This is a genomic window from Microbacterium sp. NPDC064584 (assembly GCF_040687315.1).
GTDB classification, from domain to species: domain Bacteria; phylum Actinomycetota; class Actinomycetes; order Actinomycetales; family Microbacteriaceae; genus Microbacterium; species Microbacterium lacus.
The window spans coordinates 1-17,961 of the sequence record NZ_JBFBMZ010000002.1 but is presented as its reverse complement, the minus strand read 5'-3'; the positions used below and the strand labels follow the sequence as shown (position 1 = coordinate 17,961).

The window sequence follows — 17,961 nt, the reverse complement described above, 5'->3', positions numbered from 1 at the left end:
CGGAAGGCAATGTTGCTAGCTAATCTAGCGATCTGAGGAGGATCGATGAGCGACACCGACGAGGTCGTCCTCCTTGACGACGAAGGACGGGCGATCGGCACCGCGCCCAAGTCGAGCGTCCACGGCACGGACACCGCACTGCACCTGGCCTTCTCGTGCCACGTCCTCAACGAGGACGGCAAGGTCCTCGTGACACGTCGGGCGCTCAGCAAGACGACGTGGCCGGGCGTGTGGAGCAACTCCTTCTGCGGGCACCCGCGTCCCGCCGAGCCGGTGCTCAGCGCCGTCCACCGTCGCGCGGAGTTCGAGCTCGGCATCACCCTCACCGACATCGAGCTCGCCCTGCCGCTGTTCCGGTATCGCGCGGTGGACACGTCCGGCATCGTCGAGTACGAGGTCTGCCCGGTCTACACCGCGCGCACGACGGACGAGCCCGTCCTGAACCCGCTGGAAGTCGTCGATGCGATGTGGGTCGACCCCGTCGATCTGGGCACCTCCCTCACCGCCACCCCGTGGGCGTTCAGCCCCTGGCTCGTGCTGCAGGCCGAGCAGCTGCACCTGTTCGACTCCGGCAGGCCGGCGCTCCAGCGACGACAGGCGTCATGATCCCTCCCTCCACCCGCACGGCCATCGACGACGCGATCGATGGGTCGTTGCGGCGGATCCGCGGGCGCGCGAACGAGCTGGGCGGCGGATTCAGCGACCTGGGCGATGCGGTCACCCGCGCGACCTCCGGAGGCAAGCGCCTGCGTCCCGCCCTCGTCGCGGCGTCGTTCTCTGCGTTCGGCGGATCCGAGGACGACACCGACGCGGTGTACGCGGTCGCCGCCGCGTTCGAGCTGCTGCATACGGCGTTCGTCGTGCACGATGACGTGATCGATCACGACACCGTTCGGCGCGGCATCCCGAATGTGGGTGGTGAGTTCCGAGACCGTGCCCGCCGCCGCGGCGCCGATGAGCAGGGCTCCGTGGTTCTCGGCGATGCTGCGGCGATCCTCGCGGGCGACCTGCTGCTGCACGAGGCGTCGCGCCTGATCGCGCTCGCGGACGTCCCGGCGCCGGTCCGCGCCGGCCTGTTCGGCCTCCTCGATGACGCGATCTACGTCTCCGCCGCCGGCGAGCTCGCCGACGTCGAGAACGCCGTGACGCCCGACTACGCCGAGGCGGAGGCGATCTTCGACGCCACCTTCAACAAGACGGCGGTGTACTCGTTCAGCGCGCCGCTGTGCGCGGGTGCTCTGCTGGCCGGCGCGACGCCTGACGCGATCGCGGCGTTGGATGCCGAAGGCGGACGACTGGGGCTGGCCTTCCAGCTCGTCGACGACATGATCGGCGCGTTCGGCTCGGCCGCACAGGCGGGGCGCGACGAAGGCGGCGACCTCCGCGAATCCAAGCGCACGCCGCTGATCGCCCTGGCCCGGGAGTCCACCACGTGGTCGCGTGTGAACGATGCGCTCGCCGTCGCCCACACCGGGCCGATCGCGGTGCGTGAGGCGCAGCGGGCGCTCGAAGAGAGCGGAGCCCGGGCGAGCCTGCGTTCCCTGATCGACGATACGCTCGGGAGTGTGCGCAGCGCCGTGGAGGATCCCTCCTTCCCCACCTGCGCCCGCCCCTTGATCCTGGGGCTGGCCGACCGCATCGAGGAGCGCATTCCGTGAGTCACGAGCCGACGGGGCTCGCCCTGTACGACAGGACAGCACAGGATGCCGCCGCCGCGGTGATTGCGGCGTACTCGACCTCGTTCGGCCTGGCGACGCGCCTTCTGGGACCGCGTCCGCGCCCGCACGTGCGCAACATCTACGCGCTGGTCCGCGTCGCGGATGAGATCGTGGACGGTCCCGCCGCGGAGGCGGGATTGGACGCCGCCGCGGAGCGCGCCGTGCTGGACGCGCTGGAAGAGGAGACGCTCGCGGCGATCGAGCGCGGTTTCAGCTCCAATCTCATCGTCCACGCGTTCGCGCGCACCGCGCGGGAGTGCGGCATCGGCGCCGACCTCACCGGCCCCTTCTTCGCTTCGATGCGCACGGACCTGCAGACCGCACACCACGATTCCGCCTCGCACGACGACTACGTGTACGGGTCCGCCGAGGTGGTGGGGCTCATGTGTCTGCAGGTGTTCGTGAACGCCGGCGCGCCGCGTCCGATCCCGGCTCCCGCGGAACTCGTCGACGGCGCGCGGCGCCTCGGTTCCGCGTTCCAGGATGTGAATTTCCTCCGCGACCAGCACCACGACGAAGACGCACTCGGACGCGACTACCTCGGGCTCGCCGAGGGGGGCCGGCGCCGGATCGAGGTCCTCGACCGCATCGATGCCGATCTCGCGGCCGCCGCGGCCGTCGTGCCTCAGCTGCCCGCCGACTGCCGCCGCGCCGTGACGGCGGCGCACGACCTGTTCGCGGCACTCTCCGAGCGCCTGCGGCGCGACGAGAACCCGACGCAGCGCGTGCGCGTGCCCGATCCGGTCAAGGCGACCCTGGCCGCGCGCGCACTTCTGGGCTTCCCGCCGCGCCGGCCGAGCGGCGCGGGCGTCCGCACATGACCACGCACCCACCGACCGCAGAGGACCGAGAAATGGCAGAGCAGGACAAGGGCACCGCTGTCGTGATCGGCGGCGGCATCGCGGGACTGGCCACAGCCGCCCTCCTGAGCGCTGAGGGGTGGACGGTCACCGTCCTCGAAGCCCGCGACGAGCTCGGCGGGCGCGCGGGATCCTGGGAGCACGAGGGCTTCCGCTTCGACACCGGTCCGAGCTGGTACCTGATGCCGGAGGTCTTCGACCACTTCTTCCGGATGCTGGGCACGAGCGCCGCGGACGAGCTCGACCTCGTTCGCTTGGACCCCGCCTATCGCGTGTACACCGATCCGTCGATGAGCGCGGACGCGCCGATAGACGTGCGGACGGGCCGCGCCGAGGCGACGGCCCTCTTCGAGAGCATCGAGCCCGGCGCGGGTGCGAAGCTGGACGCCTATCTCGACTCGGCCGCGGACGCATACGAGCTGTCCGTCTCGCGTTTCCTGTACGACACGTACGAGACCACGGCGGGGCTGCGCGATCCGCAACTGCTCAAGCGAGCCGGGCAACTCGCGCCGCTGCTGACCAAGACGCTCGCGGGATATGTCGACAAGCGCTTCACCGACCAGCGACTGCGGCAGATCCTCGAGTATCCGGCCGTGTTCCTCGGCGGCTCGCCGTACGGCGTCCCGAGCCTGTACCACTTGATGAGCCACCTCGATCTCGACGACGGCGTGCTGTACCCGCGCGGGGGGTTCGTGGAGGTCATCCGCGCGGTGGAGCGGCTCGCGCGCGCACACGGGGCGAGCATCCGAACCGGCGCCGAGGTGGTGGAGATCACGACGACGGATGCCGTCGCCACGGGCGTCCGCCTCTCGGACGGCACCCGCATCCCCGCCGACCTCGTCGTCTCCACGGCCGACCTGCACCACACCGAGACGACACTGCTGCCGCCGGAGCTGCAGACCTATCCGCAGAAGTGGTGGGACAAGCGGGTCCCCAGTCCGGGCGCGCTGCTGCTGCTGCTGGGAGTGGAGGGCGAGCTCCCCCAGCTCGCACATCACACCCTGCTGTTCGCAAGCAAGTGGCGCGAGAACTTCGAGGACATCTTCGACGCCCCGACCCGGATCTCCGATCCCGCGTCGCTGTACATCTGCCGTCCGAGCGCGACGGACGACGACGTCGCTCCCGCGGGCAGCGAGAACCTCTTCGTCCTCGTGCCGGTCCCCGCCGATCCCGGTATCGGGCACGGCGGCGTCGACGGTGACGGCGACCCGGCCGTGGAGACCGCGGCAGATCACGTCATCCAGCAGATCTCCCAGTGGTGCGGCATCCCGGATCTGGCCGAGCGCATCACCGTGCGTCGGACGATCGCCCCCGGGGATTTCGAGACCGATCTGCACTCATGGCGCGGCAACTCGCTCGGGCTCGCGCACACGCTCGGACAGAGCGCGGTCTTCCGCCCGCGCAATGCGTCCCGGAAGGTCCGCAACCTCTCCTACGCGGGCACGTCCGCGCTGCCCGGCATCGGCCTGCCGATGTGCCTGATCTCAGCCGAACTCGTGCTGAAGCGCCTTCGCGGCGATCGCTCCCCCGGTCCCCTCGCCGAGCCTGCCCGGGTCTGACGTGCCCGGACTGTACCTGCTCGCGATCCTGATCTCCGCCGCCGGCATCGCGACACTCGACGCACGCTTCCGACTCGCGCTGTGGGCCTCCCCCGGCCGGACACTCGCCGCCGTCGGCGTCGGCGTCGCCTTCTTCCTCGCCTGGGATGCCGTCGGCATCGTCACCGGCGTGTTCCTCAAGGGCGACAGCCCCTACTTCACCGGGATCGACATCGCCCCGGAGCTGCCCTTCGAGGAGCTCTTCTTCCTCACCTTCCTGTGCTACCTCGGGCTGGTCGCGTGGGCGGCGGGAATGCGCGTGCTCGCGCGCCGGGCGACGCAGCCCGGCACCGACGCGCGTCCGTCGCAGGGTGGTGAGTCGTCGTGACCTATTCCCTGATCGTCATCCCGTTCGTCGTGGTGACGGTGATCGTCACCCTCGCCACGCTCCGCCGGCCGGCGTTCGGCCGTCGCATGGCGGCATCGGCGATCTCGGCGGCCGTGCTCCTCGTGCTCACCGCCGTGTTCGACAACGCCATGATCGCGGCCGGGCTCGTCGTGTATCCGGAGGAGCATCTGAGCGGATTGCGCATCGGCTTGGCACCTTTGGAAGACTTCTCGTATCCGCTGTGCGCGGCGTTCCTGGTTCCGGCCGTCTACACGCTGCTCACACGGAAGACCCCCGAGGAGAGACACGCATGAGCCAGTCGCGCACCCCCCTGCGGGTGAGCACGATCATCGGTCAGCTGTTCGTGGCCTCGCGTCCGGTGAGCTGGGTCAACACGGCGTATCCGTTCGCCGCCGCGTACCTTCTGGCGACGCGTCAGATCGACGCCACCCTGATCATCGGTGCGATCTTCTTCCTCATCCCTTACAACCTCGCGATGTACGGGATCAACGACGTCTTCGACTACGAGACCGACCTGCGCAATCCGCGCAAGGGCGGTGCCCACGGGGCGGTCCTGGACCGGCGGATGCATCGCATCACGCTGTGGGCGGCGACCCTGTCGTGCCTGCCGTTCGTGGTGTACCTGCTGATCGTCGGCTCGCCGGCCTCCTGGATCGTGCTGGCGGCGAGCCTGTTCTTCGTCGTCTTCTACAGTGCCCCTCCACTGCGGCTGAAGGAGGTCCCGTTCGCGGACTCGGTGACCTCCAGCATCCACTTCTTCTCCCCCGCCGTGTACGGGCTGGTGCTCGCCGGTGTCGCCTGGACGTGGCAGCTTGCGGCGGTGATCGTCGCTTTCGCGCTCTGGGGGGTCGCCTCCCATGCGTTCGGTGCCGTCCAGGACGTCGTCGCGGACAGGGAAGCGGGGATCTCGTCGATCGCGACGGTCCGCGGAGCGCGCTGGACGGTGTGGTTCGCACTGGTCTGCTACGCGGCCGCGGGCGTCATGATGCTCACTACCGCGTGGCCGGGCCCCCTCGCCGCGCTCGTGCCGTTGCTGTACATCGCGACCGTCTGGCCCTACCGCTCGATCACCGACGACACGGCGGAGACCGCGACGAAGGGGTGGGGGCGGTTCCTCTGGGTCAACCAGATCGCCGGATTCATCGTGACGCTGCTGATCATCTGGTACGCGCTGCTCACGGCGTAAGGCGTCTGGACAGCGAAGAAGGCCCCGCACCGATCGGTGCGGGGCCTTCGTCTCATACGGCCGTTACTGCTCGCCGAGGGCGAGGAGCGCCTCGACCGCCGCGGTCAGGCGCTTGTCCGCCTCCGCGAACGCGGTCAGGTCACCGGCCTGCAGCGCCGCCTGTCGGTCCAGGATCGCCTGTCGAGCCTCCTCCAGCGCCGCCTGGTAGTCATCGGTCGGCGGCGTCGTGGGCTGCGGATCCGTCGTCTCACCCGGAGTCGGCGTCTCGGTCGGCGACGGCGTGGCGGGCACGTCGGTGTCGCCGGCATCCGCTCCCGAGTCACCGCCGAACAGCGCGTCCAGCGCCTCGTTCAGCGTGTCCTCGAAGGCGACCTCGTTGCCGAAGGCCACGAGCACCTTCTGCAGCTGCGGAAGCTGCGTCCCGCTGGAGGCCTGCACGAAGACCGGCTGGACGTAGAGCAGTCCGCCGCCGACGGGAAGAGTCAGCAGGTTCCCGTTGATCACTTCGGACTGACCCTGCTTCAGCAGGTTGATCTGCGACGAGATCAACGGGTCCGAATTGAAGGTGTTCTGCACCTGACCGGGGCCGGGGATCGTGGTGTCGGCATCCACCACGAGCATGCGGAGCTTGCCGTAGTCCTCACCCTTCACGCCCGCCTCGCTGCCCGCATTCGAATCGACGGCGAGATACCCCATCAACACGTTGCGGGATGCCGTCCCCTCGGATGCCGGGATGAAGCTCGTGAACATCGAGTACGTCGGCTCGTCCTGTCCGGGCATCTGCATCGTGAGGTAGTACGGCGGCTGCAGGACGGTGTCCTGCTGCGGGTCGTTCGGCGTCTGCCACGCGTTGTCGCGCTGGTAGAAGGACTGCGCGTCATCGACGTGGTAGACGCCCAGCGCGTAGCGCTGCACCTTGAACAGGTCGGTCGGGTAGCGGACGTGGCTCATCAGGTCGCCGGACATCTCGCTGATCGGCTTCACCGTCGACGGGTACACGTTCTGCCACGCCTGCAGGATCGGGTCCTCGTCGTCCCACGCGTACAGCGTCACCTTGCCGTCGTACGCGTCGACCGTGGCCTTCACGGAATTGCGGATGTAGTTGATGTTGTCCAGGGCGAAGCGCTGTGCCGTCGTCGTCGAGTCCGAGATCGCCTGCTGCAGGCTCACCGTCGTCGAGTACGGGTAGTTCGAGCTCAGCGTGTAGCCGTCGATGATCCAGACGATGCGACCGTCCACGACGCTCGGGTACGGGTCGCCGTCCAGAGTCAGGTAGGGGGCGGCCTTCTGCACGCGCAGGCTCGGGTCGCGGTCGTAGAGGATCTGCGATTCCTCGTTCACGTTGTCCGAGAACAGGATCTGCTCGGACTGGAACTTCAGCGCGTAGATCAGGCGGTTGAAGACGCTGCCCACGCTCGGCCCGCCGTCGCCCGTGAACGTCGTCTTGGTCTCGCTCGAGCCCTCGTCCGTGCCGCGCGGGTAGTCGAGCTCGACCGGCGCGGTCCCTTCGGGCGCGCCGACGATCGAGTAGGTCGGCGAGAACTCGCCGAAGTACACGCGCGGTTCGAAGTTCTCTTGATCCGACAGGAAACCCGCCGCCGGGATGCCACGCTCGAGGAACACCGGGTCGCCGTCGGTCGTGCGGTCGTTGCCCTTCGCGGCGACGACGCCGTAGCCGTGCGTGTAGACGAGCGTGGTGTTCTGCCACGACGCGGCCGCACCGAGCTGGTCCATGTTCAGCTCACGGACCGATACGACCGTGTCCTGGGAGACCCCGTCGATCTCGTAGCGGTCGACGTCCAGCGGATCCGCGAACTGGTAGTAGCCGCGGAACTGCTCGAGCTGCCTGACGGTGGGGCTGATCACGGCGGGGTCCATGATGCGGATCTGCGCGGTCGTGGCGGCGTCTTCGCGCAGCGCGCCGGCCTCGGCATCCGTCGTCGCCTGGAAATCGCTCTTCTCCAGGTCGGCGATCCCGTACGCCTGCTGGGTCATGTCGATGCCGCGCTGGTAGAACTCTCCCTCGAGGGCGAACTGGTTCGGTCGAACCTGGAAGGTGTTCACGACCCAGGGATAGCCCACGCCCACCACGATCGCGGAGACCACCAGGAGCGCGGTCGCGATGAGCGGGTAGCGCCAGCGGCCGATCACGGCTGTCACGAAGAAGAGGATCGCGACGATCACGGCCACGACGGACAGGATCGTGAGCCCCGGGATGATCGCGTTCACCCCGGTGTACCCGGGCCCGGTGATGCGGTCGCCCGGCTCGACGAGGGTCTTGTACCGGTCCAGCCACAGGCTCGCGCCCTGAACGAGCAGGTACAGCCCGGCGATCACGGCGAGCTGGATGCGCGCCGCCTTGGAGATGCGCAGCTCGCGCTGGCCGATCCGCACCGAACCGTACAGGTACGACACGAGCGCGGTCACCAGAAGACTCACGAGCAGGACGGCCGAGACGAACCCGAGCAGCGCACTGTAGAAGGGCATCGCGAACAGGTAGAAACCGGTGTCCAGCTGGAACTGCGGGTCGGTCACGCGCGTGGCGACACCGTTGAACCACAGCCACGTGGTCTCCCACTGCGCGGACGCGGCGAAGCCCGAGAAGAAGCCGAAGAAGACCGGGATGCCCCACATCGCGAGACGGCGAAGCGGCTCGACGACCTCCTGGTAGCGGTCCAGCTGCGAGCTGAGGCGCGCGTACACGGGTCGCAGGCGGTAGGCGAGCTGGATCGCGAGCCAGACCGGCACCGCCATCCCGAGGAAGCCGACCACGAACATCACGACCCGCGCGGTCCATTGCGTCAGCAGCACGGACTGGAAGCCCAGCTGTGCATACCACTGCCAGTCGGCGTAAAGGTTGGCGAAGATGAAGAACGCCACGACGAGCGCGGCGATGATCGCCAGCGAAATCGCGATGACGCGTCGGGAGCGGGAAGGCGTGGCCGGTGTCGGCGCTGAGGTCGTGGTCACCCCTCAATCCTAGGCGGGCGGTTCTGGGCGTACGCCGTGGGATCGACCTACCGGCGCCGAGAGTTGCGCTGTGGGCGAATCCTCCGCTCAGCCGGCGGTGCAGGCCGGCAGAGCCGCGAGATCCGCCGCGTCGCGCTCGGGGTCGGCGACGACCTCGAGCACGTCCAACGCGTCGTCCAGAGTGGCGACCGAGAAGACGCGGAGCCCGTCCGGCACGTAGCCGACGACCTCGTCGCAGTTGTCGGCCGGAGCGAGGAACCAGTCCGCGCCCGCGCCCACCGCGCCCCACATCTTCTGACGGATCCCGCCGATCGGTCCGACGTCGCCCGCGGCGTCGATCGTCCCGGTGCCGGCGACGTTCTCGCCGCCGTTGAGCTGGCCCGGAGTCAGGGTGTCGATGATCCCGAGCGCGAACATCATCCCGGCGCTCGGTCCGCCGACGTTGTTCAGCTGGATCGTGACGTCGATCGGGAACTCGTAGTCGTTCGTGAGCTGGATCCCGAGCAGCCACACCTGCTCGCCGTCGATCTCGGTGGAGCGCGGAGTGACCGACACGGTCCGCGCACCGCCGTCGCGCTGGATCGCCAGGTCGACGGGGGCGCCGTCGCCGTCCGCCACGATCTCGCGCAGCGTCGCGGCATCGGTCACCGTCGTGCCGTTCGCCGCCAGGATCACATCCCCCTCCTCGAGCACGCCCGCGGATGCCGAGTCCTCGGTGAGTGAATAGACCTCCAGCTGCGCCCCCACGTCGTAGCCGAGCTCGGTCAGGGCGGCGGCGGTCGCCTCCTTCTGCGAGTCCACCATCATCGCGGCGCTCTGCTCGTTGCGCTGCTGGGTGCTCTCGCCGTCGGGGAAGACGGTGTCGATCGGAAGGACCGCCTTGCTCGGGTCGAACCATGCGGTCGCGAGCTCGAACCACGAGGGCGTGCGCTCGCGGCTGCCGACCACCTGCACCGTGAGCAGGTCCAGCGCTCCCTCCGTCGGGAACGTCTCGGCACCCTCGACGGAGATGAGCGGCACCTGCGTGCCCTGTGTCGACTCGGTCGTGCCGAGGGTGTTGTACACGGGCCCCGGGCGCTGGATGACGTAAGACGTGGGCAGGAAGGTGATCACGAGCAGCACCGCGAGCGCCACGGTGAGGGACCAGACGCCGGCGCGCATACCGCGCGACATGCGACGCCGCGGGGCGGGCGTGATCGTCACGTTCTCATCGAACAGCGTCACGAGAGACCTTTCTGTACGTGGTCGTTCGCGACCGGCGTACAGCGGGAGGGTCCCCGGCCCGGAAGTGCGATGATCCGTGCGACTAGCGTAGAGCGCGAGGTCATGACCCGGCTGAAAGGCGGCTGAAGTGGCAGAATCCGACGACGAGCAGAGCCCGCAGGACCAGTTCCAGGAGCTCATCCGGCAGCTGTTCGGCGGGTCCGGAGCCGAGATCGATCCCGAGCAGCTGGCGAGACTGTCCGGCATGGGCATCGACCCGGCGATGATGCAGACCGTCATGCAGCACCTCCAGGGGGCGTTCGCCGCCGGTGACGAATCGGGCAGCGGCATCTCGTGGGACATGGCCGCCCGGCAGGCTCTGCACATCGCCAACCAGGACGGCCTCGGCATCTCCGCCGGAGAGCGCACCGACCTCGACCAGGCGTTCGCGCTCGCGACGCTGTGGCTGAGCGAGGCGACGACGATCTCCGATCTGTCGTCACCACCGCGCACGCTCACGCGTGGCGCGTGGGTGGAGGCGACGCTGCCCGTCTGGCAGGAGCTCGCGGAGCCCGTCGCGACCAGCATCTCGGACGCCCTCACCGCGGCGCTCCAGGAGCAGGCACCCGAGGAGATGCAGGCGCTCGTCCAGGGCGCGGGCCGGTTGATGCGGACCGTCGGCGGCTCGCTGTTCGCGTCGCAGCTCGGCCACGTGGTGGGCAACCTGTCCAAAGAAGTCGTCAGCGGCGGCGACGTCGGCATCCCCCTGCTGCCGGCGGGTGAAGCCGCGATCCTCCCCCAGAACTTCGCCGACTTCGGCCGCGACCTCGAGATCCCGCAGGACCAGCTCGCGCTGTACATCGCGACCCGCGAGCTCGCACACGCACGACTGTTCCGCCACGCCCGCTGGCTGCGGCTGCACGTCCTGTCGCAGATCACGGACTTCGCGCGCGGCATCCACGTCGACACCGATGCACTCGAAGAGCTCGCGACCCGCTTCGACCCCTCCGAGCCCGACGAGCTGCGCCGCGCCCTCGAGAGCGGCGCGCTGCTGCCGACGCGGTCCGATGCGCAGAACGCGGCGCTGACGCGACTCGAGAACCTGCTCGCGACGATCGAAGGCTGGGTGGACGTGGTCACGGAGGACGCGACCTCGCGGCTGCCGTCGGCGGCGCGGATCGCCGAGGCCGTCCGGCGCCGGCGCGCGGTGGGAGGACCCGCCGAGCAGGCGCTCGGCTCGCTCGTGGGACTGGAGCTGCGGCCGCGGCGGATGCGCGAGGCGGCGGCCATGTGGCGCGCGGTGACGGATGCCGTGGGCGCGAGCGGCCGGGATGCGCTCTGGGATTACCCCGATCTCATGCCCGCCGCGGAGGACATCGACGATCCGGGAGCGCTCGTGGCGCGCCTCCAGGCCCGCTCCCGTGGCGAGGAGCCGGTGCGCGACGAGATGGACGACGCCCTCGAGCGCCTGCTCGCCGGCGAGGACCCTGGGCAGCCCCCCGCAGATGCCGAGCCGGAGGATCCGCGCCCGGTCTGACCGACCGCATCGACTTCTCCCCAACCTCGCTACGGGAGCATCCCGCGCAGTGGCCTGTGGAGAACGCGCCGCGCGCGGGTGCGGTCTTGCAGAATCGGCCCATGCTGCTCCGACTGGACCCGGCTCACCCGCCGCTGTGGCGCTCCGCATCCACGCTGCAGTTCGGTGCGGACGCCGTCGCGGTGATCGAGGAGCCCACACGCTGGCAGCAGCGTCTGATCGCGGAGCTCGAGCGCGGCATCCCGGACGGCGCACTGGATCCGGTGGCGATCGCGCTCGGTGCGCCGGAGCGCGCCGCCGCGCCGTTCCTCCGCCGCATCGCCGCGGCTCTGTGCGCCCCCGCGGCCGCGTCGCCGCAGCTGCGGGTGCAGATCCCGTCCGGGCTCGCGATCACGCACGCGGAGACGCTGCTCGACGCCTTCGCGCAGACCGGCGCCGAGTGCTCCCGCAGCGAATGGTTCGGCGCACCGGATGAGACGGTGAAACCCGGTCCGCCGGTCGTCGTGGTGGCCTACCACCTGGTCGAACCCCGACGCATAGCCCCTCTCATGAGCGCCGACGTCACGCACGTCCCGCTGATCCTGACCGGTACGGGTGCGCAGATCGGGCCGGTCGTCGTGCCCGGGCGCACGGCGTGCCTGGCGTGCGTCGCCGCCCATCGCCGGGACGCCGACGACGCATGGCCGCAGATCGCGGCGCAGCTCCTGGGTCGGCCCGCACCACCGGTGTCGACGCCGATCCTCGCCGAAGCGGCGTTCGCGGCCGTACGGATGATCAGTGAGCCCGTCCTCGATCCGGGCGCGATCCCGTCCACGTCGCTGACCCTCCACGCACGTTCCGCGCTCCGCTCGACGCTGCCGCACCGGCCGCACGCAGAGTGCCGCTGCCGATCTCTCGGAGGAAGCGCGACGGCTGCCGGTCGCGAAGTCCTCTCGACCATGACATCGTCAGGACTCGGCCGGCCCGCGTGATGCCGACGTATGCGAGGCGCCGTTCTTCGTCCGCCTGTTCGAACGTGGTCGCGTAGCTGATCGGCAGCAGCCCCTCGGCGAGGCCGAGCAGGTGCACGTACGGCCATTCCAGCCCCTTGGCCGCGTGCAGTGTCGCCAGGGTGACGGTGCGCAGCGCAGGCTCGTGCTGGGTGCGCGCACGCGCCTGCAGCTCGTCGGTGAACTGCCGCAGACTCGTCCCGGCCGGCGACTCCTGGGCCAGACGGAGAATCGCCGCCCGCGCCTCCCAGGCGTCGCGCAGGGCGCCGCCGGCCTGGGGTGGCTCGTCCGTGAACCCGAGCGAGCGAAGGACGTCGCGCACTGCATCGATGAACCCGCTCTCCAACGGCGCCACCGACGCGCCGCGCAACGCCATCACTGCCTGCCGGACCTCCGGCATGTCGAAGAACCTGCGTCCGCCGAGCACGCTCGCGGCGATCCCGCGCTCTGCGAGCGCGCGGACGAGTTCCGGCGACTGGGAGTGGGCGCGGTACAGCACCGCGATCTCGCGCGGGTCGACCCCCGCGGCGATCCGGGCGGCCACGGCCTCGGCCACCCCCGCCGCCTCGGCGGCATCGTCCTCGTACGCCGTGACCGTCGGTGGTTCGGGTCCGCGTTCGGCGCGGGCGGGCGCCAGCTCGAGCGCTCCGGGACGTCCGCGCATGAGTTCGTTCGCGACGGCCAGGATGGCGGCATCCGATCGATAGTTTGTCTCGAGCCGCACGACGCGCGCGTCGGGGTGGGCAGCGGCGAACTCGAGGAGGAATCGCGAGTCTGCGCCGGCGAACGAGTAGATCGTCTGGCTCGCGTCGCCGACGACGCAGATGTCGCGGCGGTCGCCCCGCCAGAGCTCGAGCAGACGATGCTGCAACGGCGAGACGTCCTGGAATTCGTCCACCGTGAAGTGGCGGTACTGCTCGTGCACGGAGGCGAGCACGCGAGGTTCGGCCTCGAGCATTCCGGCGCACGCCAAGAGCACATCCTCGAAGTCGAGCTTGCGGCGCTCGTCCTTGAGCTTCTCGTAAGCACGCTGCAGGTCCGCCACGCGCGAGACGTCCAGTCTGCCGACGCCCGAGGGTCGCGCCGCCGCGTACTGGTCGATGCTGAGCATCGACACCTTGCGCCACTCGATCTCCGACGCCACGTCCCGCAGGGTGGCGGTGTCGGGTTCGAGTCCGATGCCGTCCGCCGCGTGCGCGAGCAACCGCACCTTGTTGTCGACGATCGACGGGGCGGTGTCCCCCGCGACCGTCGGCCAGAAGTAGTTCACCTGCGCGAGAGCCGCCGCGTGGAAAGTGCGCGCCGCGACACCGTCGACGCCGAGCGCGCGGAGGCGACCACGCATCTCGCCGGCCGCTTTGGCGGTGAAGGTGACCGCCATCACGCGGCCGGGCGAGTACGCGCCGGTGTCGACGCCGTGGGCGATACGGTGCGTGATCACCCGGGTCTTTCCGGTTCCGGCGCCCGCGAGGACGACGAGGGGTCCGCGCAGCGTCGTCACGGCCTCGCGCTGACGCTCGTCGAGTCCGGCGAGAGCGCGATCGCTCATGCCGAGCCCGCGTACCACTCGGAGATGAGGCGGTGCGCGATCGAGGCGGGACCGGGGAGCAGCAGCACGCTGCGGCCCGCCAGACCCGCCCCGATTTCGTCGCGCCCGAACCAGCGCACCGCGAGGATCTCCTCGCCGTCCGCCTCAGCGGCGGAGTCGTCGGCGGCCGTGGCGAGGAATCCGAGCATGAGCGACCGCGGGTACGGCCACGCCTGCGACCCGCGGTAGCGCACGTCGACGAGATCGACACCCGCCTCTTCCCGCACTTCGCGCGCCACCGCGTCCTCGAGGGACTCGCCCGCCTCGACGAAGCCCGCGAAGCACGAGAACCGCTCGCCCGCCCACATCGCATTCGATCCGAGCAGAAGCCGATCCGGATGCCGAGCGCTCGTGATCGCCACGATCACCGCGGGATCCGTGCGCGGGAAGTGCTCGCGACCGCACGACGGGCAGTGGCGCGCCCACCCCGCCGAACGGATCTCGGTCGACGCTCCGCACGCCGGGCAGTGCGGTGCCTCGCGCAGCCAGCGGCCGAGACTCAGAGCCGTGACGAACGCCCCCGACTCGGGGTGTGAGAGTGCACCGCCGACAGCACGCAGCGACGCCCACCCCGCAGGAGCCGGAAACGGATCGTCGTCAGCGCTCGCCAGGACCGCCGTCAGCAGCGCCGCTCCGTCCTCCGCGCGCCCGAGGAAGGCCCACTCCGCGCCCCCGGGAACGGCGGCCGGGCTCACCCAGTACAGAGCATCAGCGTCCGACAGCGGCGCCCGGTCGCCCTGCAGCACGAGCACGCGGCTGCGCTCATCGGCGCGCGCCGCCTCGAGGAAACCGGGCACGGCACGCTCTTCGGCCGCCCGGTCCAGCCCGACGGCTCGTGTGCCCTTTGACGGCGTCATGACCGATCCTCTCCGCCGTGATCCGATGTGCAGCGTGTGGGCGCGCAGATTGTCGTGCAGTGGATGCGCGACGCCTCATCGCCGCGGGCGACAAGCCGGGCGTGGCGCGGGGGCGCAGGCCCTCGGCCGACCTACCCTGGGCTCATGGCACGCTCACCCCTCACTCTAGCCGCGTCCGTGACCTCGGCTCTGCCCCGAGTGGGCGTGATCGGCGTCGGTGTCCTGACCGAAGGAACCGCCGGCCGATACGATGCCGCCGTCGCCGATCTCGACGACGGGCGGAGAGTCGTCGTCCGCGCGGCGTCGGACGCGGATGCCGATGCCGAACTCGCCGCCCAGGCCCGAGCGCTGCGCGCGCTGACTCCCGGTGTCCGCGGTCTCCTGCCCTTCCGTGCTCCTGAGCTTCTCGGCGAGACGGGCCTCGGCGACGCACGCGCGCTCGTCGTCGACTTCCTCCCGGGGTATCGGGTCGACGCCGCGCACCTGCCCTCGGGCCGCGGGGCAGCCACCTCGATCGGGGAGGCCCTCGCGGCACTGCACGCCCTGCCGCTGTCGATCGTGCGCACGGAGGGCCTGCCGGTGCGCACCCCACAGCAGGTCAGGGACGACGTCTCGCGTCTGATCGATCGCGTCGAGCACACCCGCTCGGCGCCCGTCAACCTCCTGGCACGGTGGCGTCGCGCTCTGGACGACGAGCGGCTGTGGCGCTTCGAATCCGCCGTCGTCCTCGGCGGCGCCGGTGCGGCGTCGTTCCTGTTCGAAGACATCGCCGACGAACCGCGCGTGACCGGGGTCCTCGAATGGCACGGACTCTCCGTCGGCGACCCGGCGACCGACCTGCAGTGGCTCGCCTCCGCGCCCGCGGCCGCGGAGGATGTCTACGCCGCTTACGTGGGTCACAGCGAACGCGCCCCCGATCAGCTCGTGCGGTCGCGAGCGCGCCTGTACGCCGAGCTCGAGTTCGCCAAGTGGCTCGTGCACGGGCACGACACCGGTCGCGAGGACATCGTGCAGGATGCGGTGAATCTGCTCGAGTCCCTCGCCGCCGGCGTGAGCGACGACGACATCGTCTCCGCCTCGGCACTCGGGGTGGACGACGCGCTCGCGCTCTTGGATCGGGTTCCCGACGCGCAGGCGACGACGCTGGACACCTCGATGCACACCGACGCGTACGATCCCGAGGAGCTCGCCCTGTGGGTGAGCGCCGAGGAGGACTCGGCGGACACGATCGAGGTCGACGCGGTGCAGCTCGGCGACGATCCGGAGCCCGATCGGCGTGCCGCCGACAGCGCCCCGACGACGCACGATGACACTTCGACCGCACCGATCGACATCGGCGCATTCCGCAGACCCGCCGCCGACGACGGGGGCGACACGGACGCGCAGGCCGACGCGGAGCGCGCCTCCGACGCGGCGCTGCGTCGCTGGCTCTCGGACTGATCTCGGGGTCTAGGTGTACTCGGCTGTCACGTTGGTAACACTCGGCTGAGGGGTGTGCCGTTGATGGCGGTGTGGTGGCGATGAGCGTTGTAATGCTCGATGAAGGGTGCGAGGGCGTCGGCGCGGGCGGTGTTAGAGGTGAAGATCTGCCGGTAGGCCCATTCGGTTTGCAGGGTGCGGTTCAGGCGTTCGACTTTGCCGTTTTGCCAGGGGCAGTGCGGGCGGATGAGGACGTGTTTCGCACCGAGCCTGCGGAGGACGGTCTGGAAGTCGTTCGAGAGCCGGTAGCTGAAGTGGTTGTCGGTCATGACCCGTTCGATGCGGGTGATGCCGTGCGCGGCGAAGTACGCCGCGGTGAACTCAACCCGTCAGCGCAACAGTGCTTGGAGCCTAGCGGCTGGCGTGTCGAAGTCGAGAGTCTTCCTCGGGCGGGAGTTGAGACGGGCGGCGACAACGTCGAGGTCTGCCTGGGTGAGGTCTTTCATGCTGACGCCCTTGGGGAAGTACTGACGCAGCAGCCGATTCGTGTTCTCGTTCGTGCCGCGTTGCCAGGGGCTGCGAGGGTCGGCGAAGTAGACGTCGAGTCCGGTGTTCTTCGTGACCGTCTTGTGGTCGGCGAGTTCCATCCCGCGATCCCACGTCAGTGAGCGACGCAACTGCTCCGGCAGCAGATTCATCTCACGCGAGAGCCCCGCGGTGACGGACTCCATGTCACGGCCATCGACCTGGACCAGGACCGTGAACCGTGTTGCGCGCTCGACGACTGTCGCGATCTGCGTCCAATGGCGCCCGAGCAGGAGGTCTCCCTCCCAATGGCCCGGGATCGCGCGATCCTCCGCCTCAGCGGGGCGCTCGGAGATCGAGACCGCATCCTTGATCTGAGAGCGCCATTGCCCGGTGACGTTGTTGTGGACGCTGCGCCGGATCGGCCGCCCGGACCTGAGGTGCTTCTGCAGCTCCTTCGCCAGCACGCCGCGGGACTGCACGAACAGGGACTTGTAGATCGTCTCGTGTGACACCCGCATACCGCTCCCCGCCCGGTGACGCTTCCGGAGCGCTCCGGCGATCTGCTCGGGCGACCAGTCTTCCCGAAGCCGAGCGGCAACGTAACCACGCAGCACCGGGTTGCGAGCAAGCTTGCACTTCTGCGGACGCCGCGCGCGCCGCCATGCACGGTCGTCGGCGTCGACCGCTCGGTAGCGGCGCGGACCTCTGTTCTTCGCGACCTCGCGGCTGATCGTCGACGCCGGACGCCCAAGTCGGCGGCCGATCGCCCGATATGACTCGCCTGCGGCGAGGCCGCGGGAGATCTCTTCGCGTTCGGCGAGTGTCAGCGTCCCCGGCCTTCGGCGCTGGGGCGGCTGATAGAACCCGCCGAACGGCAACAGAATCGAAAAGATCGAGCCCGGCGGGGATCCCACCGTCCGTGAGATCTCGCTGATAGACGCGCCCGTCTTCCACAACTCCCATACCTGCTGCCGCCGATCCGACGGCAACCCCGGCCTACCGATCTTCGCCACACCACACCTCCGAAATGATCATCGAGGTGTTGCGCTGACGGGTTGAGTTCACCGCAGCCCGGGTGAGGAACCCGGCGCAGGTCGCGCCCTTCTCGTCGGGGTGGATCTCGGAGTATGCGAGCCGGGAGTGGTCATCGATCATCGAG

Annotated in this window: 14 protein-coding genes and 1 pseudogene; 9 read left to right on the top strand and 6 right to left on the bottom strand. The window is 69.8% G+C overall.

Annotated elements, in window-relative coordinates; genetic code table 11:
* The first annotated feature begins 45 nt into the window (after positions 1-45).
* The 7 genes from idi to AB0P18_RS04450 are packed head-to-tail and all read left to right on the top strand — an operon-like array spanning position 46 to position 5,711.
* Positions 46-606: an isopentenyl-diphosphate Delta-isomerase gene (gene idi, locus AB0P18_RS04480; RefSeq protein WP_363359121.1), complete on the top strand. Its 561-nt coding sequence runs from the start codon at positions 46-48 to the stop codon at positions 604-606.
* On the top strand, positions 603-1,658 hold the full coding sequence (locus AB0P18_RS04475; RefSeq protein WP_363359120.1) for a polyprenyl synthetase family protein: 1,056 nt from the start codon (positions 603-605) through the stop codon (positions 1,656-1,658). The genes idi and AB0P18_RS04475 overlap by 4 nt, the downstream gene beginning before the upstream one ends.
* Positions 1,655-2,539, top strand: coding sequence for a squalene/phytoene synthase family protein (locus AB0P18_RS04470; RefSeq protein WP_363359119.1), 885 nt, complete (start codon positions 1,655-1,657; stop codon positions 2,537-2,539). Before AB0P18_RS04475 ends, AB0P18_RS04470 begins: the two co-directional genes overlap by 4 nt.
* Positions 2,540-2,571: 32 nt before the next feature.
* Entirely contained in the window at positions 2,572-4,137 is a 1,566-nt protein-coding gene (gene crtI / locus AB0P18_RS04465) for a phytoene desaturase family protein (protein WP_363359118.1), read from the top strand.
* Between the two features lies 1 nt (position 4,138).
* Positions 4,139-4,504: a lycopene cyclase domain-containing protein gene (locus AB0P18_RS04460; RefSeq protein ID WP_363359117.1), complete on the top strand. Its 366-nt coding sequence runs from the start codon at positions 4,139-4,141 to the stop codon at positions 4,502-4,504.
* Positions 4,501-4,818 (top strand): lycopene cyclase domain-containing protein, encoded by a 318-nt coding sequence (locus tag AB0P18_RS04455; RefSeq protein ID WP_344054308.1) that lies wholly within the window; start codon positions 4,501-4,503, stop codon positions 4,816-4,818. Before AB0P18_RS04460 ends, AB0P18_RS04455 begins: the two co-directional genes overlap by 4 nt.
* Positions 4,815-5,711, top strand: coding sequence for a prenyltransferase (locus AB0P18_RS04450; protein WP_363359115.1), 897 nt, complete (start codon positions 4,815-4,817; stop codon positions 5,709-5,711). The genes AB0P18_RS04455 and AB0P18_RS04450 overlap by 4 nt, the downstream gene beginning before the upstream one ends.
* A 63-nt stretch (positions 5,712-5,774) precedes the next feature.
* Here AB0P18_RS04450 and AB0P18_RS04445 read toward each other — a convergent pair whose 3' ends face one another.
* Positions 5,775-8,681, bottom strand: a complete 2,907-nt coding sequence (locus AB0P18_RS04445) for a UPF0182 family protein (RefSeq protein ID WP_344054313.1) — start codon at positions 8,679-8,681, stop codon at positions 5,775-5,777.
* An 87-nt stretch (positions 8,682-8,768) separates the two neighbouring features.
* Positions 8,769-9,905, bottom strand: a complete 1,137-nt coding sequence (locus tag AB0P18_RS04440) for a S16 family serine protease (protein WP_344054315.1) — start codon at positions 9,903-9,905, stop codon at positions 8,769-8,771.
* Between the two features lie 127 nt (positions 9,906-10,032).
* Between AB0P18_RS04440 and AB0P18_RS04435 the strand changes: the two genes are divergently transcribed.
* Positions 10,033-11,421 (top strand): zinc-dependent metalloprotease, encoded by a 1,389-nt coding sequence (locus AB0P18_RS04435; protein ID WP_344054316.1) that lies wholly within the window; start codon positions 10,033-10,035, stop codon positions 11,419-11,421.
* Between the two features lie 774 nt (positions 11,422-12,195).
* Here AB0P18_RS04435 and AB0P18_RS04430 read toward each other — a convergent pair.
* Both AB0P18_RS04430 and nudC read right to left on the bottom strand, forming a co-directional pair.
* Complete coding sequence (locus AB0P18_RS04430) at positions 12,196-13,959, bottom strand: ATP-dependent helicase (protein WP_363359114.1); 1,764 nt, start codon at positions 13,957-13,959, stop codon at positions 12,196-12,198.
* A complete protein-coding gene (nudC, locus tag AB0P18_RS04425; RefSeq protein ID WP_363359113.1) occupies positions 13,956-14,855 on the bottom strand; it encodes an NAD(+) diphosphatase in 900 nt (299 codons plus the stop codon). The genes AB0P18_RS04430 and nudC overlap by 4 nt, the downstream gene beginning before the upstream one ends.
* Positions 14,856-14,999: 144 nt before the next feature.
* Between nudC and AB0P18_RS04420 the strand changes: the two genes are divergently transcribed.
* A complete protein-coding gene (locus AB0P18_RS04420; protein ID WP_363359112.1) occupies positions 15,000-16,295 on the top strand; it encodes a phosphotransferase in 1,296 nt (431 codons plus the stop codon).
* 26 nt (positions 16,296-16,321) lie between these two features.
* Here the strand turns inward: AB0P18_RS04420 and AB0P18_RS04415 are convergent.
* Both AB0P18_RS04415 and AB0P18_RS04410 read right to left on the bottom strand, forming a co-directional pair.
* Positions 16,322-16,648: pseudogene (locus AB0P18_RS04415) on the bottom strand (integrase core domain-containing protein); the annotation flags it as partial.
* A 15-nt stretch (positions 16,649-16,663) separates the two neighbouring features.
* Entirely contained in the window at positions 16,664-17,815 is a 1,152-nt protein-coding gene (locus AB0P18_RS04410; protein WP_363359111.1) for an IS30 family transposase, read from the bottom strand.
* Between the last annotated feature and the right edge of the window lie 146 nt (positions 17,816-17,961).

Bases quoted from the DNA above. Each gene is read 5' to 3' on its own strand.
- AB0P18_RS04450 (WP_363359115.1), top strand. From the start codon at position 4,815: ATGAGCCAGTCGCGCACCCCCCTGCGGGTGAGCACGATCATCGGTCAG.
- AB0P18_RS04430 (WP_363359114.1), bottom strand. From the start codon at position 13,959: ATGAGCGATCGCGCTCTCGCCGGACTCGACGAGCGTCAGCGCGAGGCC.
- nudC (WP_363359113.1), bottom strand. From the start codon at position 14,855: ATGACGCCGTCAAAGGGCACACGAGCCGTCGGGCTGGACCGGGCGGCC.
- idi (WP_363359121.1), top strand. From the start codon at position 46: ATGAGCGACACCGACGAGGTCGTCCTCCTTGACGACGAAGGACGGGCG.
- AB0P18_RS04420 (WP_363359112.1), top strand. From the start codon at position 15,000: ATGGCACGCTCACCCCTCACTCTAGCCGCGTCCGTGACCTCGGCTCTG.
- crtI (WP_363359118.1), top strand. From the start codon at position 2,572: ATGGCAGAGCAGGACAAGGGCACCGCTGTCGTGATCGGCGGCGGCATC.
- AB0P18_RS04475 (WP_363359120.1), top strand. From the start codon at position 603: ATGATCCCTCCCTCCACCCGCACGGCCATCGACGACGCGATCGATGGG.